Below are 24,148 nucleotides of genomic sequence, written 5' to 3' on the forward strand. Positions count from 1 at the left end.
ACGAACGGCCGCAGGCACGCTACGCGGGCGGGCTGGCGGCTGAGTGATCTCTGCAATTCTCGCTGCGGCAACAGCCTGTAGGAGGCGGCCGCCTCACGGACGATGCTCAGGTTGCGAACGCCCCGCGCCGCGCAAGGTCGCCGTCGCCGGGCAGCTGCCGAGATGAGCCTTGCCGACCGCGCCGATCCGGGACGGCCGTGCGGCTCTCACAACTTCTGCCATAGGGTGATCGTTTGACTACTGAGAAAGGTGCATCGCCTCGTGAATTCATGCCGCGCGTCAAGCAGTTCAGCCTTGATCACCGCTCTCGCGATGGTCTTCGCTGTTGGCTGCACCCAGCAGCCCGAGCGCGTCGATGCCGCCCCTCCAGCCCCGTCCGGCAAGCAGACGTTACCGGCCCGCGCCGTCTATGATCCCCCGGCGAAGTTCGACACCCAGGCTGGCATCCTCATGCCCTGGGAGGCTTCATCCGGGTTGCTGAGCATCGGCGGAACCTGGCTGGGGGACAGCAAGATCCCGGTGGCGCTCCACAAGGACAAGGCATACGTGGCGACCCTCGACCGCCTGCTGGCCTTCAACACGACCACCGGTTCGCTCACAGCCACCATCACTCCCACGGCTGATGCGCTGAGTGTGCTCAGCCGGGACGATCGCAACAACGCCGCTCCTCCGGTCGTCACCCCAGGAGCCGATCCGCTGGTCCTCGCGCCGTTCTTCGTACGGCGGCCCGGAGTCGGAACCCAGGCAGCCACCAACTTCATCGAACTCACTGCCATCAACGCGTCCAGCGACAAGGTCGGTTGGAGACTGCCCCTGACGCTGCCGTCCTGGACAAAGGACGGCAGTCCGCGCACCGTCTCGGTCGTAGGAGCCTCGGAGAAGGTCGCCATCGTGACGGTCAGCACCGGCGCGTCCTCACTGTTCTCCGCTGCTACCACCTACGGCATCGACCTCACCGCACGCCGTGTCCTGTGGACCAAGGACCGGTTCGAGGCGACCGCCGTAACCGGGAACATCGTGGCAGGCGAGCTGGAAACCTCCGACGGGACCTACGAATCCGCACGCGGTTACGACCTGCTCACCGGCACCGAGCGCTGGCGCGGAGAGGACCGTCTCAACCTCGACGTGAAGCCCGCCGGACCGCACCTCCTCCTCGTCCAGGCACAGAACAAGGACGACTACCGCGTACATATCCAGCAGTTCCTCGATCCCGTGACCGGCGCGGTGAAGCACGAGGCTCCGGAGGACATCGCCGGCTCCCGCTGTGACCATGACGGGCAGAACACCGTTGTCTGCTCCTGGAACCAGGGAAACCTGTACAAGGTCTGGGCGTTCAACGACCGCACCACCTCCCTGCTGTGGCAGCTGCCAGACCAGACTGCCAATCGCATCGCGCCGCGGGTGACAGCCGTCTGGAACGGACGGGTCTACGGCAAGACGGACACCGGCCCCCTCGCTCTGGACTCACAGACCGGAGCGGACCTGCCGACCCTCCCGGGTGTCGCCCCCTTCCTCGTCAACGGGTACACCGGACTCGCCCTGTCCCCGGAAGACGACCTGACCGCGTACCCGGCCGCTGGGTAGCCAGGATGCTGCCCGGTCGACGTCCCTGACCGAGGGGTGGCCGCCGCCGCACAGAGCCGGGCATCGGATGAGGGCTGCCGGCAAGGCCGCATGCCGTGCCCGCCGCTCCGCCTTTGCTGAAGTTCTTTGGCGGGCCCCCAAATGGGGAGGCCGGCAGGCCTGTCCGGTCTACGTCACCTGAGGTTGGTAAGTGCGCCAGAGACGTCTTAGGGCTTCGAGTTCGGTTCGGGGGAACGATCTGCACGAAGTCAGGCCTGATCCCACGGTGTGGGATCTGGGCGGCGATGCCACCACCAGCCGACCGAGGTCCGTTCAGACACAGCGGTCAGCTCCCTGCGCAGGCTTCCCGACGGATCTTCGGCTGTTGCCGCGGAAAACCGGCTGTCCAATTCTTCCAGAGCTCTGTCAAGCAGCTCGGTGACCTCGCGAGGCAGCCGGGCACCGATGCCGGCGAGCTCGTCGCGGGCTTCCAACCGTTCTCGATAGAGGTCGGCCGGATACCACCCGGATGGCGCCCACCCGGATTCCAGCTGCCTGATGACTCGCTCCCATACGACCAGGATGCCCTTGGCCGACCAGATGGGACCGCCCGTGTCGTCGTCCCAGGCAAGCCGCGCCAGGCCCGAGGCTGCTTGCCGCACCCGTTCCACCGATGCCGCAAAGGCCTCGGCCACAGGAGTGTCCGGCTTCTGTTCCCGCACGATCTCGGCAAACCTCGTCACGATCGCCCGGGGCAGCTGCGGTACCGGCGCCTCGACGGCGGTGACCTCGTAGAGAGGGGGCTCGTCGTCGGAGAGTTCGAGCCGGGCGCGCGTGAGAAGGCCGTCCGGCGTCACCGCCCAATAGGCGCTCGGGATTGCTTCGGCTGCGGGATACAGGACCGTCGTCGCGGCCGCCTGCGCAAACGCCGCGGCGAGCTCGGACTCGAGCGGCTGATCAGCCGCTTCGCCCTGGACGTAGATGTCCAGCGACCACGCGATGTCACCGTGGACTGCGCGGTGTTCGCACGAGACGGGTGCATCCCAGTTCCGAAGGTCCGGGTCGCCGTCAGGATCGGCCACGTCCACATCACCGACTGCGATACCAAGGCTTCCGGCAAATGCGACGCCCATGGTCTCGGGGCTGACGGCGCCGACGGTGAGGAGGTTGTATGCCACGGATACGTCCCGTTGTAGATGGCCAGGGCTCTCTCGACGATGCCTGGGTTGTTGGTGAAACGCGGGTTCCTGGTCAGCTGCGGTGCGGCGCTGATGTCCCCCTTCGCCTTGGCCACCTGCTGCAGGGCTGCGTACTCATTTCTGTCGAGCTTCACGATGCCTGGACCGGAGTCGGGATAGACCGTTCCTGAGTCTTCTACACCATAGGTCCGCCCGTTCACCTCGTAGCGGTTGAGTTCCTTGACGTAGGTCGCCTTACCGCTGGCGATGTCGGCTGTGTCCTGGGAGACAGCTTCCTGGTGGCCCCACAGGATGACACTGTTGTTCTCTTTCACCTCACCACTGGCCGACCCCGAAACGGTGTGGCGCGCGTTGGGCCGTTTGAGCTCCTTGCCTGCGGCCGGTCCTTTCAATTCGCTCGATGCCGACCAAGGGCCTCGATCAGGTCCCGAGCCTGTCCCGGAGGGTGCCCCCGGCTACACACTGCACGCTGCCGCCTCAAAAGCACCTGGCGCAGAAGCGAGCTACCGGAAACCATGCTCACCGATATGGCGCAAATCTGGGGGACGGGACTCTGACCAGCCCAACACAGCCGGAGCCCCCAGCCCTGGCGGCCGTCACCGCGATGTTCGTGGAGGTCCTCGTGGTTGGCATTGGCACTCTCACCGCAGCAGTGCTGCTCTTCATCGCCCTCCTGGGTCCGGCCACTACGACCAAACTCGCTCCCATCGCGGATTCCTCTCTGGCCGCCGGCGTAGGACTCGCCGCCGCGTACGCTCTGGGCATCCTCATCGACCGCGCCGCCGACACGATCCTGACCCCTCAGCGCCGCCGCCTACGCACCCGGCACTTCCCCGCCCACAACACCTACGCTCAGGCACGCCTACGCCTGTCCGACTATCCGGTCCTGGCCGCTCGGGCGGACTACGCCCGTTCTCGCATGCGCATCTGCCGTGGATGGCTTCTCAGCACCATGGCCTTGACCCTCACCACCTACCGCAAGCTTGCTGAGCAGACCACCCCCGCCGCCAGCCCACCAATGGCGGCCCAGCCCCAACACGGCGCGGTTCCAACCTGAGCCACCCAGAGATCGCCGGCTCCCGGCCTGCGTTGCCCGCAGGTCTGGGGCCGGTCAGTCGTCCATCTGCCCGCGGATCTATGCGTCGAGTCGCCACGATGCCGGGGACGATCCATTAGCGATGCTCTGGATGAGGGCGGGGATGTCGGAGTCCTCTGACAGTCGGGGCCGTGGCTCGGAGCCGTAGCGCTCGCGAGTCGCATCGCAGATGCGGCGAGGAAGGCCCCCGATTCGGTAATCGCCGGAGTCGAGGTCGTGCCCCATCAGTAGTCGAATGTGTCGAGGTGCCGACGCAGCAGGTCACCGATGTCTTCGCGGCCCCCTTCGAACGGCAGAGGCGAGGGGGTGTCCTCCCCGTTCGCCATGGCGAGGCTGCTGGTGAAGCGCACGAGGTTCGGTGCTGGGACGAAGGAGTCACGTAGCCAGACGGCGAAGGCGCCGGCTTCGTGGGCGGTCACGTCGGTGAGGGTGATGTAGGCGTAGTCGGGGGTGGTGATAGCCGCAGTGCCGTCCAGCCACACGTCCGGCGCCAACTCGATCTCGAAGTCGAGCACGGTCATCTCGTGGATGCCGGACCGCCGGTGTCCGATAGTGGGATCGGGAAACGCCTCACGCAGTGCCCGCTCCAGGGTCTGCAGTGTGGCGTGCCAGGCTCCGCCCTCCCCCTCGGGTGGATAGAAGGCGAAGTTCGTCCGGATGTTTCGTTCCGTGGCCATGGTCTTCCTTGTGCTCAGGGGACGTACCGCGTCGAGCCGGGCGTGCCCGTCATCGCCATCATGGACTGCCAGTAGGCGGCGTTGTCCTGTCCATTCGTCACGATCTCCAGACCCCTGATCTCTCTGTTGGCGGGATTGGCCATGGCCTGCTTATAGCGGACGAGCTCCCTCTCGTCGCCCGCGTACATGGAGTCGATGACGGGGTCGAAACCGATCTTCCCCTGTTTGTTCACCTTGACGGGCTTCGTCAATGCTGCCTCGACCCGGTCGAGTGTGCGGAAACTCTTGTTCGTGCAGTCCGGGTCCCGTACGTGCTTCGCCTCGACGAGATATCCGTCAAGAGGGCGGATGCCGTCCACCATCAGTCCGCGTCTGCTGCCGAGCAACGGCACCTCCCGCTCGGGATAGCCGGACACACGGAGCTGGTAGGCGTTGTCTGGATCCAGCGGTCCGCCGCCTCCCGCAAAGCCACCGGTCTGGAGACCGTTCATCCACGCACGAAACTGCTGCTGCTCCGCCGCTGTGAGCAGGCGCGTCGTGCCCGGCGTCGGCGGAATCGGGTCGGCGGAGGGGATTGCGGGGTCGACCTTATTGCCCATCGGGGCAAGCGCCGGCACCTGTCCCGTGTACGACGCGAGCACAACCGGCATGGGCGCCGGCGCAGGTACGAGGGGCGGCAGAAACGGAAATCCAGGGATGACGGGCGCCGCCGGCGGATCTGCAGCGGGAAGCGTGATTCGTGCGGCGGAGGAGTCCAGTGCGTGCCCCACTGAGCCGAGGTCCCGGATCCAGGAGTCTCCGAGTACGGCGTCTAGCAACCCGCCGTCGTACCCGTTGCCCCCGAACATCGGCTGGTCCCAAGGCATGTCGACCGCAAAAAGGTCCAGCTGGTGCTGGGCGATCTTCCCCTTGGCGATCTCCACATGCTCGGCGTACCGGTCGCATGCCTTCGCGATCTGCGTGCAGGCGGCGACGAGGTTCGTCACCAGCGGCTCGCCGTCCTCCGCCTTCGCCGGCGGGCAGGTGAGGCCGACGCTGTGCTTGACGTACGTCTGGAAGGCATCGGCAGCCTCACCGGAGTGAGCCTTGCTCGCGGTGAGGGAGTAGGCCTGCGCGTCCTCCAGGAAGCGCTGCATGAGCACTCCGGCGTGACGCCAGGAGCCGGCGACATCCCGGATCTTCTCCGGCGAACCACGGAAGCGGTCGCTGCCGCCGCTGGGGACGTATTGCTCGTACCAGGCGGTCTCTCCCACTACCTCGGGCAGTTCCTGGCCGAGCCCGAGGTAGTTCTCGGTGCAGTCGGCCCCGGGGTCGCCCATCCCCGCCGTGAGGTCGGTCTGTCGCCCGAGGAAGGCGGCAACCCGCCGGCTCTCCTCGGCCATGAACTCACGGGCGTTACGCATCAGCCCCTTGCTCGTCTCGCCCAGGACGTAAGAGCTGAAGCCCATCTTGTCGAGCGTTGCAGCGGCTGCTGAGGCGTACACCTTGGCAAACGCTCGCCCGGCGTCGTCGTCCCCTGCCATCCCGTGTTGCCGCGCCAGTTCGTGGCCCAGGGCGATAGCCGTGTCACGCGCTCCCCGCATGGTGTCGAGAAGCCCCATGGAACCGCGGATCATTCCTTCCGCGATGAACTTGACGTCCGCAGCAAGACCGGTCACCGTCGCCCCCCTTGCAGACGTGAATCGCCAACCTATCTCAGGCAGGTCGCCGTTGTCTGGGCGGTGCCGACCCTCGGCTCATTGCTGTCGCTGAAACAGGCGCGAATCAATCAGCGGCACCACACCCGGGTCGAAGCTGTCGGAGACCTGCCTCCCAGAACGCGAAGACGAGCCAGCCAGAAGCTCTGCGCATCGCCTACGGACCATCTGGCCTCCGGCTGTCCCGAGAACGCCCGAATTTTTCGGGCGCAAATGAGGGCTGAGCACAAAACCGCAGGTCAGAGCCACCCCGCTTCCCCATCCACCAAGTCCCTTCTAAGCACTTGGCCGAAGGTTCGAGTCCTGCGGAGGGACACGACGGACGGCATTCCCCGGTTACGCACAGTTCCTCAATGGCCATCGAACGATCGGCGCGCCCGGCCCTCCGGGTCGACGTGTCCGCCCCCAAGCTCCGGATGAGGCTTCGCCCCCCTCGCGATGAACACCCGTCGCACCCGCCGCGTAGACAGCAAGGGTGGGCCGCCGGCCGCTCTCAAGCACTCGATTCGACCCGAACCGAAAATCTTGAGCACCCGAACAGCCTCTCCCGCGAGGATGTAACTTTCGGTCATTGTCCGACCGGAACACCTCCCCGACCGCCTTGTGCGGGTTTGCGGTATGGCGCCCCCTCCTCCACCCGAGGACGATGCCCCTCTGTGTCCGCCCCTGATCTTCAGCGCGGTCGACACGAGGAGACACGGGGGTGGGACCTTGTCATACGCGGAGCACCAGTCGGTGTTCTCAGCTCCTGCAGTGCCCCTGGGCACCGCAGCCAAAGCTCGAGAGTCGATCGGCCACGGCACCTACACCGAAGGCGTCACCCGTCGGTTGAGCGCTGCCGCCTTCTCCCGCGCCGACTGGTCGGCCGTGCTCCGCGCCGTTCTGGCACAGCATTGGAAAGCGCTGAAGGCCGCGGTGCGGAAGCGTCTGCGATGGATCTTCCCGGATAAGGCCCAGGAGGCCGCCGACCGAGCGGAGTCGGCGACCCCTGCGGTCGTACTGGGCGAGGACTACGCCGTCTGGGTCCGCCGTCGGATCAAGAAGCCGGCACGACCGGTACCGGTCTACGGCTTCCACCAGGAGCCGGTGGTGCACGCGTGCGACCGGGCCGTCCGGCATATGCGTGGACGCCGGACGGCGATCGTGATCCTCATCGCTGCCGTCGCGTGGCAGACGGCCGTCGGCACCCTCGGCGCGGGGTGGGCGGTCCTCGTCCTACTGGCCGGGTCATGGGGCGTGCACCTGGTGGATCGCTACTTGGCGCAGTTGCGGCTCAATGCCCTGCTGGCCGGGGAACTGCAAGCGCCTGTGGCAGCGGAGCAGGCCCACGCCCTGCCCTACCAATACGAACACCGCCCCACCGGCGACCGGCACCGATTCATCGGGGCGGGACTCCAAGGGTGGCACGAGGCCGTCATCGGCATCGACGTCGAGCCGGCCCCTGAGTATCAGGACGCCGAACACGACGGCGCAGCGGAACCGTTCCCGAGCCCTGGCTCACCGACGTTGCGCTCCGGAAGCCCCGACATGGCGGCGGTGGCCAAGGCGGTGCTCGACGCGTTGACGAAGCACAACGAGCCGGTGGCCAAGAAACCGCTGAAGCACTTCACCGCCGCCCAGCTGCACGCTTACATCGCACGCCGCCTCGGCGACCCGGCACCTTCCCATCACCAGAGCCATCCGAAACTCCGGGTGGAGGTCGTGGGAATCGCCGGCATCCACCAGAAGCGGTGGAACCAGATCGATGACGACACCTGGCGCAGCCTCCATGCCCTCGCCGCGGACGAGACCGGTGACAAGCCCGCCGAGGAGATCGCCCGTCGCTACATCTGGGCCCGCGTCACCGCCTGGAACGGGGAGCTCGTGGCGACAGTACTCGTCCACTTCGCATACCAGGGCGGCTTCCTGCGCGTCACCGTTCGCCCCCACATCATGGGGCCCCTCAATCCGAAGGTGGCCGGGCTCGTCCCGGCCGTCCCGCGCACTCCCACGTGGCTGGCCCGGGCCGCCTTCAACGCGTTCGTGGACGTCTACGTCGGCCTTGACCGTCTCCTACGCCGCAAGGCCCGCCCGCGCCCCGAGCTCGACCCCGGCAGCGGCCCCGTGAGCCTCCGCGAGGTCTACAGCACCCGCCGCCTGGACGACATGCACGCCTACGACGACGCCCGCTACTACGTGCAGATGATGCAACGCAGGGTCTTCGACTCCACGGAGATCTTCTTGCGCGACCACAACGTCGACATCGCCGCCTACCGCCAGCAGTCCACCGCGATCTACAACTTCGGCGTCATGAACGGCGGCACCATGACCGGCCCCGTCCAGGCAGCGCCCCTCTCGGCCAATCCGTCCATGAGCAACTGACCCTTCGAACAAGCCAGGAGCCCAGCATGCCCCTCCGAAGCCAGCCCGACCCCGACCCGAACGGCGTGAACTTCGGCATCATCAACACCGGCCGCATGACCGGACCCGCCCAAGCCGCTCCCTTCTCCCAGAACGCCGCTCAAACCAACAACCTCACCAACGAGGCCGTGGACAGGGCCCGCGAGAGCATCGACGAACTGCGTCAACGCCTGGAAGAGCTGCGCGACCAGCACCCCGGAGTGGACGGCGCCCTGCGCGACCTCGACATGATTGCCCCACGGTTGGACGAGCCCGACCGAGACCCCGGAGCCCTCCGCTACATGATCGAGAGCCTGGTCGAACGGTGCGGGGGCATCCCCGGCGTCCTCGCGGCGGCCCAACTCGTTCAATCCACGGTCACGGCGCTGCTGCCCGGCTCCTGATGCCTCCCCGTCGCGCAGCCATGTCCGACCGCCGCTACGCAACCCCTCGCTGAAACCGGGAAAGAACGCGATGCCGAGTTCGGTCGCAGCATGAGCGGCGGTCGTGAACGGCCCGGGCAGATCACCGGCACGCCGCCCGTAACGGCGAGGCGACCCGATGGTTGACCAGGCGTGGGAATCCAGGAACGCCGCAGAGGGACGCCGACGCCGCGCGATGCCAACGCGCGGAGGGTCATGGTCGCCCAGCGAAGCCGGGACACGGCTCCGGAGCTTGTGCTTCGCCGGGCTCTGCACTCATTGGGCTTCCGCTACCGCGTGGACCTGCCGATCGTCGGCATGCCACGTCGTCGCGCCGACGTCACGTTCACGAAGTGGCGCACCGCCGTGTTCGTACAGGGCTGCTTCTGGCATGCGTGCCCGAGCCATCTACACGAGCCACGGCACAACGCGGAGTGGTGGCGGCAGAAGCTTCGGGGAAACGCCCGCCGCGACGAGGAGACCGATGCCCACCTCGCGCTGATGGGTTGGCTGCCCCTCCGCATCTGGGAACACGAGACCGTCGACGGCGCGGTCGAGCGGGTGGCGGCGGCGCTCGCCACCCGGGGGCATCCCCGCGCCCTGGCCATCAGCGCCTGGGCGCCCGTGTCGGAACGGGCGACCGAGGGATCGTAGAGGAGCTCGTGCGGCATCCAAACATACGCGGGGCGGGGCTCAGTCGTGGGGAAGCCGCCACGCCCAGCGCCGCCCAGTGGAGGTGGAAGACGCCTTGCGTAGTCAGCAGGACAGGGAGGAGAACGACCTGGGCGACCTAGCCATGGACTGACACCCCATCAGAACAAGCGTCAAATGAGCGTCACGGGCGTCATCTCAGCGTCAAGACATCGCCCGTGACGCCCACACCGCGCATATGGCGCGCACGCAAAACCGCAGGTCAGGCGTCCTACTTCACCGGCTCCAGAATCGCCACGCACTCCACATGGTGCGTCATCGCAAAAATGTAGAGCCAAAACAGGTTGAGGGAAATCGCAGGTCAGAAGCACGCAAATCACAAAACGGACTCAAGATCAATGTGCATTACGTGCGCTATGGGCGCTACGGGGCGACCTCTGACGCACACCAGAGAGCGCCGACGGATCTCCTCAGACAGAGACTCGGACAGAGGCTCCCGGCACCTCGAGCACTTTCAGGCCGACGCCCTCCTGCTCTGGGACATCGGCAACGCCGCCGTCGGCACGGGAGCCGCGCCCGCCTCCTTGCAGGGCTTGGCGAACATCGTCATCACCGTCGAGCGGCTCATAAGGCGAGATCCGCTCCGGCATGTTTGGAGGCCCCTCCCTGCACGCCCTCGCCGCCCTCATCTATGCCTTATCCACCCCACAGGCCCCAAGACCGACGCCACGCGCATCGACGGCCTCGACTACGAGGGCTGGGGATGGGGTCGGCTTTGACAATCAGTAGTCCGCACCGCCGCCGGGCGCCACGGCAGCGGGATACGGTCGCCCTCGGTGTGGCGTCGCTGCGGCTCACGCTGGCCATGCCCACTCTGGCGGCAACCGGTCCGATAGGGCCGTACGATGCAGGCGCGGGCGCATTCGTGGCTCCCGGGTATCGAACCACCTAACGCTCTTACGAGGAAGCCAGCATCAGAAGGGTGACAGGCGATGGCAGCGAACGCCGAGCACCTGAAAGCCCTGGTGCGCGCGCATGCCGAAGCCGATGACGATCTCTTCTACAGCGTGGCCCTGCAGGTGGCGGCCAAGTCGGCCCGCCAAGGGCAGGGAAAGTTCGCTGTGGACCTGCGGGAGCTGGTCGAGGCCGCACGGCAGAAACAGGGGCAGGCAGATAAGCGGCGTGCCGCGACGCCGGTGGTGCAGCCCCGCGGTGAGCTCTCCAGCCTGCTGACGGCCGGATACCCCGACACACAGCTCGACGACATGACTCTGGATGCCGGGCTGCTCGCGTCTCTGGACCGGGTGCTGCACGAGCAACGTCAGCGTGCCAGGCTGGAGCGTTTCGGCTTCACTCCAGTACACCGGATCCTGCTGTCGGGGCCCCCGGGCACGGGCAAGAGCATGACGGCTTCGGCACTGGCCGGCGAGCTGAAGCTGCCGTTGTTCACCATCCGCCTGGACGGTCTGATCAGCCGGTTCATGGGCGAGACGGCGGCAAAGCTGCGGCTGGTCTTCGACGCGGTGGCCCAGACACGGGCGGTCTATCTATTCGACGAGTTCGATGCGCTCGGGGCTGAGCGGGCGGCGGGTAATGACGTCGGCGAGGCCCGAAGGATCCTGAACTCGTTCCTGCTGTTCCTCGACGAGGCGCCCTCCGAGAGCCTCGTGGTGGCTGGCACCAATCACCACCAACTTCTCGACCGGGCGCTGTTCCGCCGTTTCGACATGGTCGTCACCTACGGCCCTCCCACTCCCAAGCAGGCGGTTCAGGTGATGCGCCGACGCCTAGCCGGAATGGATACGAGCACACTACGGTGGAGTGCTGTGACAGACAGTGCATCCGGCTTGAGCCATGCCGAGCTGGTCAAGGCGGCGGAAGCCGCGGCCAAGCGGGCCATCCTCGCCGACCAGCACGTGGTGGACGAGCAGCTGCTGCTGGAAGCGCTGAGCGAACGGCACGCCTCACACCATGCCTGAGCCCTCCATCGCCGCACGCTCTACGCCACACCTCATGGTGCCCTGGCAGGCCGCCACCCTGACACCGCGTTCCGAGCCCTCCGGCGGAGGCGGTCCGAAGCTTGTCCGCCGTGAGGACCGCAACAGGCACGCAGCCGCGCTGGTCGATGGTCTGGAAACGGCCGAGGAGGAATCGGCTCGGCTTGCCCAGGAGGCACCCGACGAGTTCCGTCCCGACGGGTTCGCGGTGCGGATCAAGGCAGCGCGTGACCATCCGCTTCAGCTGGAGCGGCTGGACGGCTCCGGTCTGACCCTGATGAGCAGCCATCCGCAGACCGAAGACCGTCAGCAGGACGCGCTGGTGTGGATCCCGTTCGACAAGGTCGCCTCATTCACGCAGCGGATCGCCGCCTTCTCCCAGGACACCGACGACGGCAATCCTCAGCAGGCCGCGCTCGTGGCCAATATGGAGCAGATCCAGCGAGCGCTACTGGAACACCTCTGGCAGGAGCGGCATGAGCTGCCGCCGCTGGACGACGAGCGGTGGTGGGAACTGTGGTTCGACCCGCGGATCTCACCGACGGACCCGGTCGCCACTCTGCGTGCCCTGGCCGAGGCGCGGCAGTGGCGGATGAGCGACCGGGCGATCCATGTGGGTGAACGCCTCGTAGCACACGTCTCAGCGACCGGCAACGACCTCGCGGTCCTGCTGGGCACGAACGCCTGCCCTGTCGAGATCCGCACACCGACGTTCGCCGAGGGCCTCTACGCCGTTGACCGCTCCTTCCGGGTGAACCTCGTCGAGGAACTCGCCCAGCGCGTCAAGCCGGCTGCCCCGCACGCACCCACGGTGTGCGTCCTGGACACAGGGATAGCCCAGGAGCATCCGCTGCTGAAGCCGGCACTGCACGAGCGCGCCTACAGTGTGCTGCCCGGCAGGGCCCCGGCCGATCGGAACGGACACGGCACACAGATGGCCGGACTCGCGCTGTTCGGCGATCTCACCTCCGCCCTGGAAGCACAGGGCCCCGTGGTTCTCGGCCACGGGCTTGAGTCGGTGAAGATCCTCGACGACGGTCTTGCGCCGGTCGAGTCCCCGCGGACCTTGGCCGAGACCACCGCGAACGCGGTGGCGACCGCTGAGATCGGCAACGGCGGTCCCACACCGTCCGCCCGAGTCTTCTCCATGGCCGTGACCCGGTGGTCCCGGGACGGCGAGAACGGTGTCGACGGCACAGCGACCCTGTGGTCGGCCACCCTGGACGCTTTGGCAGCCGGAACAAGCGTGGCCGTACGCGAGGACCGTATCGACCTCATCGGCGCACCGGACCCGCAGGCGTCGCGGCTGATCATGGTCAGCGCCGGCAACATCCGCGGGCACCTCCCCCACCAGATGCGTGACGACAACGGCCGACTCGACCCCTTGCTGCTATGCGACCTGTCCCGGATCGAGGAACCCGCCCAGGCACACAACGTGCTGACCGTCGGCGCTTGCACCCATCTGGACACCGTCCCCGCCACCCCCCTGTTTCAGGGTTACCGGCCCTTGGCCGCTTCGGGCGGCCTGTCCCCGTTCAGCCGGACTTCGGTGGCCCTGACCAACGCGGCCATCACCAAGCCCGACATCGTCCTGGAGGGCGGCAACCTGCTCGTTGCCCCGGACGACAGCTTCCTGGACCCGCACGAGCTGTTGAGCGTGCCAACCACGCACCACGACGCCGCGCACCATCTGGCCTGGGCCAACGCCACCAGCGCTGCGACCGCCCAGGCAGCAGCCCTCGCCGCCACCGCGATGACCACATACCCCGGACCGCGGGCGGAGACGGTCCGAGCCCTGCTCGTCCACGAGGCCCAGTGGACTCCGGCCATGGTCGAGCCTGGCCTGTTCAAGAAGACCGGCGCCCCCAAACTCAACAAGGGCGAGCTCATGCGACAGGTGATCCGCCGGTACGGCTGGGGAGTCCCCACCGCCGAACGCATCCGAGCAGCGCTTCCAACGCCGTCACAATGATCATCCAGAACACTCTGGTCCCGCTGAAGCAGGGCAAGAACGGACAGGTCCGGCTGGCCGAACTGAAACTGCACGAACTGCCCTGGCCGCTGGAGCAGCTGCGCGATCTGGCCGAGACCACAGTCGACCTGCGCGTGACGCTCGCCTACATGGTCGAACCCAACCCCGGTCGGCGCGGCATGGTCGGTCGCTACAGCTACGCCTCGCACGGTCTGCGCTTCGCCATCAAAGGCCCCACCGAATCCGCCGGCGCCTTCCAAAGTCGCCTGGCCGAACAGGCCGAACAAGAAACCGACGGAGCCGGCAACCCCAAAGCATTCGAGTCCGACAGCCGCTGGCTGGTCGGCCCCCGATCCCGCAACCTCGGCTCCCTGCACGCGGACATCTGGCGCGGTTCCGCCGCCGAGCTCGCTGACTGCGGCATGCTCGCGGTTTACCCCGTCGGCGGCTGGTGGAAGGCGAACAAGCGCAAGGACCGAATCGGCCTGCCCGTCAGCTACGCCCTCCTTGTATCCCTACAGACCCCGGAGGTCTCCACCGACCTGTACACGCCTGTTGCCATCCAGCTCGGCGTACCGGTGGAGATCGCACCGGCTGGTCAGAACAAGATCACCAGCGGTATCCCCGTCCAGATGGAGCTTGGCCGGTGACCTTGCCGTGGCATTTCCGCCTAGAGCACTTGGGCACTCCTTACAATGGTTCCGGTCGTGACGTCGTTCAATAGTTCTCCCGCACATACTCGTAAGTGCGGTCGAACAGCTCGCCCTTGATCGGCAAGCTGTACTCCTTCAATGCGGAACGCAGCTCGCGACGCACCCGTTTGTCGCCCGCGTCACTCGCGCTCCAACCGGCATAGGCGACCTCGACGACGATCGAGTCGATCCGCAAGACTATGTCGGGGACGATCTTATGCAGCCCAGGCGGTGTGTTCTCCGCGACGATCTGAGTGAGCGCCCCGCGCTTGGGATCGGCCAGCCGGTCGAGCGCTCCCTGGTCGCCCTGTTCAGCTGCCCGATCCGCGGCGACCACCTCCTGAGCGATCTTCAGGGCTTCCTCAAGGAAGGCCAGCGAGTCTTCGACGTTCTCGATCGCCTTGGCACGGAGCTTCTCGATTCGCTCGGCCAGCGACCGATACGCCGGGCTCTCGGTATCGGCCAGCCGACGTCTGAGGCGCGCCTCGATGGAGTCGAGGACCTCCTGGTACACGTCCTCGGCTTTCGACTCCGAAGTCTGCCGCTCCGAAAGCTTGAGCTGCTCGGCGATCTTTTTCACCAACGCTAGGCCGGCAGCGTCCAGCGTGACTGTCTTCGACGGCATTGACCTCACTCCCACATCGGTCATGTGGCCGTGAATCAGGTCGGTGGTCTTCGCGCCGAGACGTGCCCAGAGGAAAGTCTTGGAGACGTCCTTGGGTCGGATCGACTCGTATACCTTCGCGAGCCAGAAGTACTGCCCCTTGAACGGCCGCAGCATCGGGTGGGGGTCGAGGAACTCCCACACCGTCTGCAACGCGACGTAGGTCTCGATGAACTCTGTGCGCTGCGCACCGCCCTCAGGGATTCGCTCGTGAGCCTCGGCGAGGGACTCGAATGATGAGTCACTGGTGTCAATGCCATCGAACAGATGGAGCAGACGCGTGAGGTCGGTGACGAATTTCCCCGCCAGCTTGGAGGCGTCCGTGACGTTGAGCTCGTCCTCTTCGTCGTCCTTCACCTTCGGACCGGCGACTGCCTTACCGATGGCCCTCGCGAGACCGATGTAGTCGACGACCCGCCCGAAGTCCTTGCGCTGGCCGGTGACCGGGTTCTTCCACGGCCGGTTGGGCCGCGTGATCGTCTGGAAGAGGTTCGTGTCCTTCGCAGGCTTGTCGAGATACAGCACGCCCTCGATGGGTGCATTGAAGCCGGTCATCCACTTCGCGGTGACGACGATGAACGACAACGGGTCATCGACCTTCTTGAAGCGGCGCTTAAGCGCCTCCTCCTGCTCGGGAGTAAGCAGGTGCTTCTTGTATTCCTTGGGGGTCTCCTTGCTGTCGGCGACGTGCATCACCACACCGACCTCACGGAGTTGTCCGTCCGGCATGACTGCAGCGCGGCGCTCCAGCTCGGCCTCGATGGCCCTGGTGTACGCGATCACAAGGCGCTGGTTGTAGGCCACGACCTGAGCCTTCTGCCCCAAAGGTGCGACATAGGTTAGGAAGTGGTCGACAATGTCGGCGCACACAGCCGCCACGCGCTCGGGGTTGGATAGGATCGTCTCGATGTGAGAAGCCTTTCCCGACAGGAAGACTTTCTCCTCCTCGTCCAGGCCCTCCTCTGTGGCCAGCTCGTCGAAAGCCTCGTCCAAGGCTTCCTTGTCAAGGTTGAACCCGACAGACCGGCCCTCCACGATCACCGGCTTGGTGAACCCGTCGGCGATCGATTGCTCCGGCGTGTACCGCGACATCACAAAGTCCGGGTCGTCAGGGTCGCCGAACAGCTTGAACGTCGAACGGTCCTTGTCCTCGATCGCAGTGCCTGTCGCGCCGAAGAACTTCGCGTGCGGCACCGCCGCGCGCCACGCGTCGCCGAACTTCCCCTCCTGTGAGCGGTGCGCCTCGTCGACGAGGACCACGATGTTCGACCGGTTGTTCAGATGGCCGGCCTCAGCGAACTTGTGTACGGTCGTGATGACCACGCCCGACTCACCGCTGCGTAGCAGACCGTGCAGCTCGCGCCGGTTGCGGGGCACCGTCATCCGCGGCATGCCGGCAGTCTCAAACATCTCTGCCGTCTGCCGGACCAGATCCTTACGGTCGGCGATCACGATGACCGTCGGCGCGCTCCCGAATTTTTCTGTCACCGCGTCATCGCGCAGCAAACGGGCGGCAGCGAACGCCATGAGTTCGGTCTTTCCCGATCCCTGGTGATGCCAGATCAATCCGCCAGGACGGCCGGCAAGCACCTTGGCGTGGATTGCCAGAGCCGCCTCGAACTGCGGGTAGCGAGGCAAGAACTTGATGTCGACCTCGGAGGCGTCCCGCGCATGACGGAACATCACCAGGTCCTTCAGGATCGGCAGGATAGTCTCCGGCCGCAGCAACAAGCGTGCAGTCCGCTCGACACGAGCCGGTCCCGTGATGGTCTTCGGGTCGTCCTCAGTGGACCCCCATGGGGCCCAGATCTCGGAGTCAGGGTCCGGAGCCGCACGGATCGGAGCCATGCGGAACTCCAGGCCCTCGGTGGCGACGTTGAAGACGTTCGTCGCGAAGAAGTTCGGGTATTCCTCTTCGTACACGTCATGAAGGTCCTTCGCGGCGTTGACCCACGAGACCTGATGCTTCACAGGCGTTTTGGTCTCGGCAACAACCAGGGGGAATCCGTTGACGTAGTAGACGACGTCGAACCGGCGCGGTTTGGTCGCACCGTTGATGGTGACCTCGTCAGCGACTGTGAAGCGGTTGTTATTGAGGTCTTTGAAGTCGATCAGCTGACGAGGCACATGCCTGCCGTCGATCGTCGTGAATGAGTGGTCGCCACGAAGCATCACGGTCAGCCGCTCGTTGGCCGCAACGAGACCATTGTGGGCATCAAGAACAGCCTGGTTGAGCTCATGCAGGACAAGATCCGCCGACTCGGGGTCGTCCATCAGGTCCGGGTTCAGTGCGAGTAACGCTTTGCGTGCCCAATCTTCGACGATGACGTCATGCTCATCGCGCGGCAACTCCTCGCCTTGGAGACGCTCCCAGCCAGCCTCCTCCGCCCACTCGAGCAGAGAGCGCTGGATCGTGCTCGCTTCCGTCCACCCCATGTCAGGACACCTCCTCGAGTAGCTCGTCGTAGGACTCGGAAATCTCGATTTCCTGGTTGAGCAAGGAAGTCAGGAGCGCGGAGCGGAACGAGCGGAGGTGAGCCAGCTCGGTTTCGCACTGCTGAACGTTTTCGTCGAGCGCATCTAGCGCATCGGCGACCCGTTTCTGCTCGTCGAGGGGCGGAAGGAATACGGGAACTTCGAGGATCTTCGTCGGAGACGTGTGCAGCACCTTGGTTCCCGCCGCCGTTACACAAAGCGCTCTATTCAGATGGTCCGACCGAAAGATGTGGTATGCGTATCGGAGGTCGATCCGGTCAGCGGCGGTCACCTCCACTCGGCCGATCCGCTGGTTATGGAGATAAGGGCCGCCGGCTGGAGGGACGCGCATCGGCCATCCCAGGATGGCACCGTCGGGAGTCTGGCAGGTCATAACCACAAGCAAGTCTCCTGCCGACAGGAGAAACCTTTCCGGGTAATCTCCTGTGAATTCATCCGACCGGCCAGGATCGAAGTGACTTCTACGGTTACGGGCAAAGTCGCCGATTCGGATCAGGCGCGGAGTCCCGTCACCAAGCGGCGGACGGCACCCAGAAGCTGGAAAGGCCCACCCGTGATGGACTTCCATAACCTCCCCAAGGGGCGTTCCCTCCCGCCCCTCAGGCGTGGATACGAGTTGGGACCGCTGAATCGAGCAGTAATTGTGCCCCGCGTCAGCCTCCGCCTCCAGTGCCTCAATCTGCGCGTCCAGCGCTGATGCGGCATCGACGATACGGCGCTGCTCGGTCAGAGACGGTAGAGGGATTCTCCACGCCTCGAAATCGGCCTCCTTCCAGCGTGACCTTCCTTCGCTACCGGCGCGCATAGTGTCGATCTGCCCGAGTACCGATCGCTGCTGGAAGTAGAGGAGGAGAAAACGAGGAAGGAGCCGATCTGGATCTGGGACATAGAGGGGAAACTCATTGGTCGCAAGGGCGCCATGGAGTTCGGCTGGAACGACGTCGAAAGCCCCGTTCTGCGTGTCGATTCGGTTGAAGACGAAGTCACCCTCGTGCGCCCGGAACAGGCGCTTGGCCTTGATGGTTTCGGTGCTTCCAATGCCTCGATCGTACGCTCCCTTGCCGTACCAACGCACACCCATCGTCCGGTACTCAACACCAGGCTCAAGCACCACCACGTCCTTGCGTTGCGTGGCGACAGCCCCGGCCTGAATAGTTTTCCACTTACTCATCGGGCGCCTCGAACATGCTCAGGTCGATGCCAGCCGTGGCAAGGCGTTCGAACATGACAGCCTCGGTCTCCATCCGGTGCTGACGAGCATCGGCATACGCGACAAGCGCTGCACCCAGATCGGCAGTCTCTTCGGCAGCAACCCTGATATAGCGGCCGATGTTCAGGTCGAAGCCGTTCTGCTCGATCTCCTCGAACGGCACCAGTCGGACATTTGCACCGCCCTCACCATCTGGGTCCTTACCTGTCTGGTACGCCTCGATAAGAACCCTGACGTCCTCCTCGGACATCAGGTTCTGGTTCTTTCCCTTAACGAACCGCGCCGAGCCATCGACGAAGAGCACATGCTGCTTGCGTTCGGCGCTCTTCTGGTTGCGGAAGATCAGCAGGCACGCCGGGATCGAGGTCGAGTAGAAGAGATTGGGCGGCAGCCCGACAACGGCTTCCAGAAGGTCCTTCTCGATGAGACCCCGGCGGATCTTCGCCTCCGCGCCTCCGCGGAACAGCACGCCATGGGACATCACCACACCGACTCGGCCAGATACAGGTTTCATCGACGAGACCATGTGCTGGACGAAAGCGTAGTCACCGCTCTTCGCCGGCGGCACACCGCAGATTGCCCGCGGGTCAGATGCCCAGCGATCCGCTCCCCAATTCGCCAGTGAAAAGGGCGGATTGGCGATCACGGTGTCGAACTGGCGGACAGCACCGCTAGGGGCCTTGAACGCCGGAGCCCGAAGGGTGTCTCCGCGCTTGATGTCGAAGTCCTCGATCTCGTGCAGGAACAGGTTCATCCGGGCGATTGAGGCCGTTGTCAGGTTGATCTCCTGGCCATACGCCCTGAGCGTGCGGTGGTCCTTGCCTGACTCGCGCAGCTGGTTGATCGTCGCGACAAGCATCCCCCCGGAGCCGCAAGACGGGTCGTAGACGGACTCGCCCGGCTGCGGTTGGAGGATCCCGACGAGCAGGTTCACGACCTCGCGGGGGGTGAAGAACTCGCCGGCCTTCTTGCCCGACTCGTCGGCGAAATTCTTCAGCAAGTACTCATAGCCCGCGCCGAGCAGGTCGTGCGAGACCGTCGACGGATCTAGCCTGATCTTGTTGAACGCTCGGATGAGCCCCAGCAAGGTCGACTCCGGGATGCGCTCCTGGTTGCCCCACGAGGCGTCGCCGAAGACGCCAGCGAGCGAGCGGGGGTTGGCCATTTCGATCCGCTGGAAGGTCTTCGCGATCTCCGCACCGAGGTTGGTGACCTTCCCAGTGACCTCGCTCCACAGCGTGCCCTCAGGCAGCTCGAACCGGTGAAATTCGGCCTCAATCTCGTCATCGAGGTCCTCGCCGTACTTATCGAACGCCGCGTCGTGCTCGTGGACCCAGGTGTCACTGATCCACTTCCAGAACAGCATTGGGAAGACATAGGTCTTGAAGTCAGCGGGGTCGACGGGGCCGCGGAGCGCGTTCGCGGCGTCCCACAGCCGGGACTCGAGCTCGTGCTGGGTGATCGTCACAGAGGTGAGGTCCTTCGTTGAAGACGGTGCCCCGATTATGAAGGAGGGCACTGACATTTCGGGAGTCCGATACGGCAGGCAACGGCGACCTTCAGACGATGACCGTCACCCAAGCGCCGAACCGAGCGTGATTGCGGCCGCTAAGCACACCGTCCCGGCCGTTCGACATCCCCGCACCAGAAGCAGACGACTTGACGCCCTTCCTCGGACACAACTCCTGACAAGCCATCCGTCCGACACCCGCCCCAGCATCACAGAACGTCACGGCCGAGAAGCGAAGGGGCGGGGCCGACCAACCGCTCACCAGCCGGCCTCACCACCCCACCGCGGAGACCACCCCCACATGGGCGAGTGCCCTTCCCGGCAGACTCACACCCCGTGCGACGACCCGTCAGGTAACGGGCAGTGCATGCGTCAAACGTGCGTCACGTGCGTCAGATATGCGTCAAGATAACGCCCGTAACGCCCGTAACGCACACTCGGCAAAGTCGCAGGTCAGCGGCCCTTTTCGGTGGGCTCAAGGATCGCGACGCACTCGACATGGTGGGTCATCGGGAAAAGGTCGAACGCGCGCAGCGTGCGTACTCGGTAGCCGCGGTCCGCGAAGTAGGCGAGGTCTCGGGCCAGGGCTGCCGGGTCGCAGGCGACGTAGGCGATGCGGCGGGCGCCCAGGCTTGCCAGGTGGTGGACGGTCTGCTTGCCGGCGCCCGCGCGGGGCGGGTCCAGGACGATGAGGTCGACCTCGGTGATGCCGGTGCGCGGGAGGACCGACTCGACCTTGCCCTGTTCGATGCGGACGCGCGGGAAGGCGGCCAGGTTGTGGCGGGCGTCCTCGACCGCGCGCTTGCCGGACTCGATGCCGAGGACCGCGCCCTGGTCGCCGACGCGGTCGGCGAGGGCGCCCGCGAAGAGGCCGACGCCGCAGTAGAGGTCGAGGGCCGTCTCGCCCTTGCGGGGGGTCAGGCCCTGCATGACGGCGAGCATCAGGGTCTGCGCGGCCTTCGGGTGGACCTGCCAGAAGCCACCGTTGCCGACGCGGTAGGTGCGGTCGTCGGCGCGCTCGCGGACGAAGGCGCGGCCGTGGACGCGGTGGACTCCGCCGTCCTTCTCGTCGACGCGCATCACGGAGACCGGCTTGTCGAGCTCCACCAGGGGGAGACGGGCGCCCGGGCGGGGGGTGAGGATGACCTGGCGGTCGTTCGAGCCCGAGGCCGCGATGGCCTCGATCGCCGCCATGCCCGGCCAGTCACGCTTCTCGATGCCGAGTTCCGAGACGCCCTCGGCGGCGATCATGCAGTGGTCGATGACCTCGACCTCGTGGGAGCGGTGCTTGCGCAGGCCCGCGTGGCCCTCGGCGTCGACGGCGTACTGGACGCGGGTGCGCCACTGCGGCACCTCGCCCGCGGGAAGCTTGTCGCCCTCGGCCGGCATGACCGTGCCGTCCCAGCCGGCCTCCTCCGGGGTGAGTCCGGCCAGGCGCTGGAGCTGCTCCGCGATGACCTCGCCCTTCAGGCGGCGCTGGGCGCCGGGCTTGGCGTGCTGCCAGTCGCAGCCGCCGCACTTGCCGGGGCCCGCGAAGGGGCAGGGCGCTTCGACGCGGTCCTTGGACGCGTCCAGGATCTCGATCGCGTCCGCGCGCAGGAAGCGGGAGGTCTCCTCGCCCTCGGTGACCCGCACCCGGACCCGCTCGCCCGGCAGCGCGTGGCGGACGAAGAGGACCCGGCCCGCCTCCGTACGGGCGATGCAGTGGCCGCCGTGGGCGACCGGGCCGACCTCTACCTCGTACTCCGCCCCGACCAGCGACGTAACAGGGGTGTTCTGCATGAGCGGGGACTCCAGGGAGAGAAGAGAGTGGGCTGCCGTTCACACGGCAGCCCACCAGTCTAGTTCTTCTTTTTCAGTTGTTCTTCGCGGCCGGTTCCTTCTGGCGCTTCTCCACGGGGCCGCGGCGGACCGAGCCCGGCGCGTTCCACTCCTGGCGCTTCCTGGCCCGCTTCTTCGCGGCCTCGGAGGACTGGAGCTGGTACGGGACCGAGGTCACCATCACGCCGGGCGTGAAGAGGAGGCGGCCCTTGAGGCGCAGGGCGCTCTGGTTGTGGAGCAGGTGCTCGTACCAGTGGCCGACGACGTACTCCGGGATGTAGACGGAGACGGCGTCGCGCGGGCTCTCGCGGCGGATGCTCTTCACGTACTCGACGACCGGCCGGGTGATCTCGCGGTACGGCGAGTCGAGGATCTTGAGCGGTACGTTGATGCCGCGCCGCTCCCACTCCTCCTTGAGCGCCCTGGTCTCGGCCGGGTCGACGCTCACGGTGAGCGCCTCCAGCTCGCTGGCGTGCAGCAGCTTGGCGTAGGCCAGGGCGCGCAGCGTCGGCTTGTGGAGCTTGGAGACGAGCACGACCGAGCGGACGCGGGAGGGCCGCACGTACTCGTCGGGGCGCTCCTCGGCGGCGGCGATCTCCTCGGCCACGGAGTCGTAGTGCTTACGGATCGCGGTCATCGTCCCGTAGAAGATCACCATGCCGAGCAGGGCGACCCAGGCGCCGTGGGTGAACTTGGTGGCGAGGACGACGACGAGGACGAGCCCGGTGAAGAAGGCGCCGAAGGCGTTGATCGCGCGGGAGCGGATCATGTGGCGGCGGTTGGCCGGGTCGCGCTCCGCCGTCAGGTGCCGGTTCCAGTGCCGGACCATGCCGATCTGGCTCAGGGTGAAGGAGACGAAGACGCCGACGATGTAGAGCTGGATCAGCCGGGTGGAGTCGGCTCCGTAGATCCAGACGAGGAGGGCGGCGGCGCCGGCGAGGAGCACGATGCCGTTGGAGAAGGTGAGACGGTCGCCGCGGGTGTGCAGCTGGCGCGGCAGGTAGCGGTCCTGGGCGAGGATCGAGCCGAGGAGCGGGAAGCCGTTGTACGCGGTGTTGGCGGCCAGGAAGAGGACGAGCGCGGTGGCGGCGGCGAGGACGACGAAGAAGAACGTTCCGTCGCCGAAGACGGCGGCCGCGACCTGCGAGATGACCGGGTCCTGGACGTAGCTCTCGCCGACCGGGACGCCGTCGCGCAGCAGGTCGTGGGCGGGCTTCTCGGCCATCCGGACGTCGGTGGCCATGGCCAGGAAGATGATCCCGCAGAACATGGTGACGGCCAGGCCGCCCATGAGCGCCAGCGTGGTGGCGGCGTTCTTCGACTTCGGCTTGCGGAAGGCGGGGACGCCGTTGGAGATGGCCTCGACGCCGGTGAGGGCCGCACAACCGGAGGAGAACGCGCGGAGCAGCAGGAAGACCAGTGCGAAACCGGCCAGGCCCTGGTGCTCGGCCTTGATCTCGAAGTCGGCGGTGGGGGCCTTCATGGTCTCGTCGAGGACGAGCCCCTTGTAGGCACCCCAGATGATCATGATGAAGACGCCGGCGACGAAGACGTACGTCGGGATGGCGAAGAGACTGCCCGACTCCTTCACCCCGCGCAGGTTCATCAGGGTGAGCAGCAGGATCACGGCCACGGCCGAGGCGACCTTGTGCTCGACGACGAAGGGGACCGCCGAGCCGAGGTTCTCGATGCCGGAGGCGATCGACACGGCGACGGTCAGGACGTAGTCGACGAGCAGGGCGCTCGCGACGGTGAGTCCGGCCTTCGGCCCGAGGTTGGTGGTGGCGACCTCGTAGTCACCGCCGCCGCTCGGGTACGCGTGCACGTTCTGCCGGTACGACGCGACCACCGTGAACATCAGGACGACGACCGCGAGCGCGATCCACGGGCTGAAGTGGTAGGCCGACAGGCCGGCGACGGAGAGGACGAGCAGCACCTCGCCTGGTGCGTACGCCACCGAGGACAGCGGGTCGGAGGCGAAGACGGGGAGGGCGATCCGCTTCGGGAGGAGGGTCTCTCCCAGCTTGTCGCTGCGCAGGGCCCGCCCGATCAGGATCCGTTTGGGCACGTCGGTCAGTTTGGACACGGAGAGGATCGTAAGC

16 protein-coding genes are annotated in these 24,148 nt (G+C 66.2%); 8 read left to right on the forward strand and 8 right to left on the reverse strand.

What is annotated here, in order from left to right:
• The first annotated feature begins 249 nt into the window (after positions 1-249).
• Positions 250-1,584, forward strand: coding sequence for a hypothetical protein (locus ACZ51I_RS28870; RefSeq protein WP_468881579.1), 1,335 nt, complete (start codon positions 250-252; stop codon positions 1,582-1,584).
• Between the two features lie 248 nt (positions 1,585-1,832).
• On the opposite strand, the gene ACZ51I_RS28875 is transcribed toward ACZ51I_RS28870, so the two are convergent.
• Positions 1,833-2,741, reverse strand: coding sequence for a hypothetical protein (locus ACZ51I_RS28875; RefSeq protein ID WP_468881582.1), 909 nt, complete (start codon positions 2,739-2,741; stop codon positions 1,833-1,835).
• 421 nt (positions 2,742-3,162) lie between these two features.
• On the opposite strand from ACZ51I_RS28875, the gene ACZ51I_RS28880 reads away from it, so the two are divergent.
• Positions 3,163-3,819 (forward strand): hypothetical protein, encoded by a 657-nt coding sequence (locus ACZ51I_RS28880; RefSeq protein ID WP_468881584.1) that lies wholly within the window; start codon positions 3,163-3,165, stop codon positions 3,817-3,819.
• 263 nt (positions 3,820-4,082) lie between these two features.
• On the opposite strand, the gene ACZ51I_RS28885 is transcribed toward ACZ51I_RS28880, so the two are convergent.
• Both ACZ51I_RS28885 and ACZ51I_RS28890 read right to left on the reverse strand, forming a co-directional pair.
• Positions 4,083-4,535 carry a hypothetical protein gene (locus ACZ51I_RS28885; protein ID WP_468881587.1) on the reverse strand — a complete coding sequence of 151 codons (453 nt, stop codon included), beginning with the start codon at positions 4,533-4,535 and terminating at the stop codon, positions 4,083-4,085.
• 14 nt (positions 4,536-4,549) lie between these two features.
• Positions 4,550-6,193, reverse strand: a complete 1,644-nt coding sequence (locus ACZ51I_RS28890) for a restriction endonuclease fold toxin-2 domain-containing protein (RefSeq protein ID WP_468881589.1) — start codon at positions 6,191-6,193, stop codon at positions 4,550-4,552.
• 792 nt (positions 6,194-6,985) lie between these two features.
• Here ACZ51I_RS28890 and ACZ51I_RS28895 point away from each other — a divergent pair.
• The 6 genes from ACZ51I_RS28895 to ACZ51I_RS28920 all read left to right on the forward strand — a co-directional run bounded on the left by ACZ51I_RS28895 (position 6,986) and on the right by ACZ51I_RS28920 (position 14,303).
• A complete protein-coding gene (locus tag ACZ51I_RS28895; RefSeq protein ID WP_468881592.1) occupies positions 6,986-8,593 on the forward strand; it encodes a hypothetical protein in 1,608 nt (535 codons plus the stop codon).
• A gap of 26 nt (positions 8,594-8,619) precedes the next feature.
• Positions 8,620-9,015 (forward strand): hypothetical protein, encoded by a 396-nt coding sequence (locus ACZ51I_RS28900; RefSeq protein ID WP_468881594.1) that lies wholly within the window; start codon positions 8,620-8,622, stop codon positions 9,013-9,015.
• Positions 9,016-9,186: 171 nt separating this feature from the next.
• Entirely contained in the window at positions 9,187-9,687 is a 501-nt protein-coding gene (locus ACZ51I_RS28905) for a very short patch repair endonuclease (RefSeq protein ID WP_468881597.1), read from the forward strand.
• Between the two features lie 989 nt (positions 9,688-10,676).
• A complete protein-coding gene (locus ACZ51I_RS28910; RefSeq protein ID WP_468881599.1) occupies positions 10,677-11,663 on the forward strand; it encodes an AAA family ATPase in 987 nt (328 codons plus the stop codon).
• A gap of 34 nt (positions 11,664-11,697) precedes the next feature.
• Complete coding sequence (locus ACZ51I_RS28915) at positions 11,698-13,653, forward strand: S8 family peptidase (protein ID WP_468881601.1); 1,956 nt, start codon at positions 11,698-11,700, stop codon at positions 13,651-13,653.
• Positions 13,650-14,303, forward strand: coding sequence for a hypothetical protein (locus ACZ51I_RS28920; RefSeq protein WP_468881604.1), 654 nt, complete (start codon positions 13,650-13,652; stop codon positions 14,301-14,303). Before ACZ51I_RS28915 ends, ACZ51I_RS28920 begins: the two co-directional genes overlap by 4 nt.
• Positions 14,304-14,370: 67 nt before the next feature.
• Here ACZ51I_RS28920 and ACZ51I_RS28925 read toward each other — a convergent pair whose 3' ends face one another.
• From ACZ51I_RS28925 to ACZ51I_RS28945, 5 genes are all read right to left on the reverse strand, one after another.
• On the reverse strand, positions 14,371-17,445 hold the full coding sequence (locus tag ACZ51I_RS28925) for a type I restriction endonuclease subunit R (RefSeq protein ID WP_468881606.1): 3,075 nt from the start codon (positions 17,443-17,445) through the stop codon (positions 14,371-14,373).
• A gap of 1 nt (position 17,446) precedes the next feature.
• Positions 17,447-18,676: a restriction endonuclease subunit S gene (locus ACZ51I_RS28930; RefSeq protein WP_468881609.1), complete on the reverse strand. Its 1,230-nt coding sequence runs from the start codon at positions 18,674-18,676 to the stop codon at positions 17,447-17,449.
• Positions 18,669-20,183: a type I restriction-modification system subunit M gene (locus tag ACZ51I_RS28935; protein WP_468881611.1), complete on the reverse strand. Its 1,515-nt coding sequence runs from the start codon at positions 20,181-20,183 to the stop codon at positions 18,669-18,671. Before ACZ51I_RS28935 ends, ACZ51I_RS28930 begins: the two co-directional genes overlap by 8 nt.
• 495 nt (positions 20,184-20,678) lie before the next feature.
• On the reverse strand, positions 20,679-22,007 hold the full coding sequence (locus ACZ51I_RS28940; protein WP_468881613.1) for a class I SAM-dependent RNA methyltransferase: 1,329 nt from the start codon (positions 22,005-22,007) through the stop codon (positions 20,679-20,681).
• A gap of 73 nt (positions 22,008-22,080) precedes the next feature.
• Positions 22,081-24,132, reverse strand: a complete 2,052-nt coding sequence (locus ACZ51I_RS28945; RefSeq protein WP_468881616.1) for an APC family permease — start codon at positions 24,130-24,132, stop codon at positions 22,081-22,083.
• Positions 24,133-24,148: the final 16 nt, after the last annotated feature.

The organism is Streptomyces sp. NPDC034084 (genome assembly GCF_055575535.1).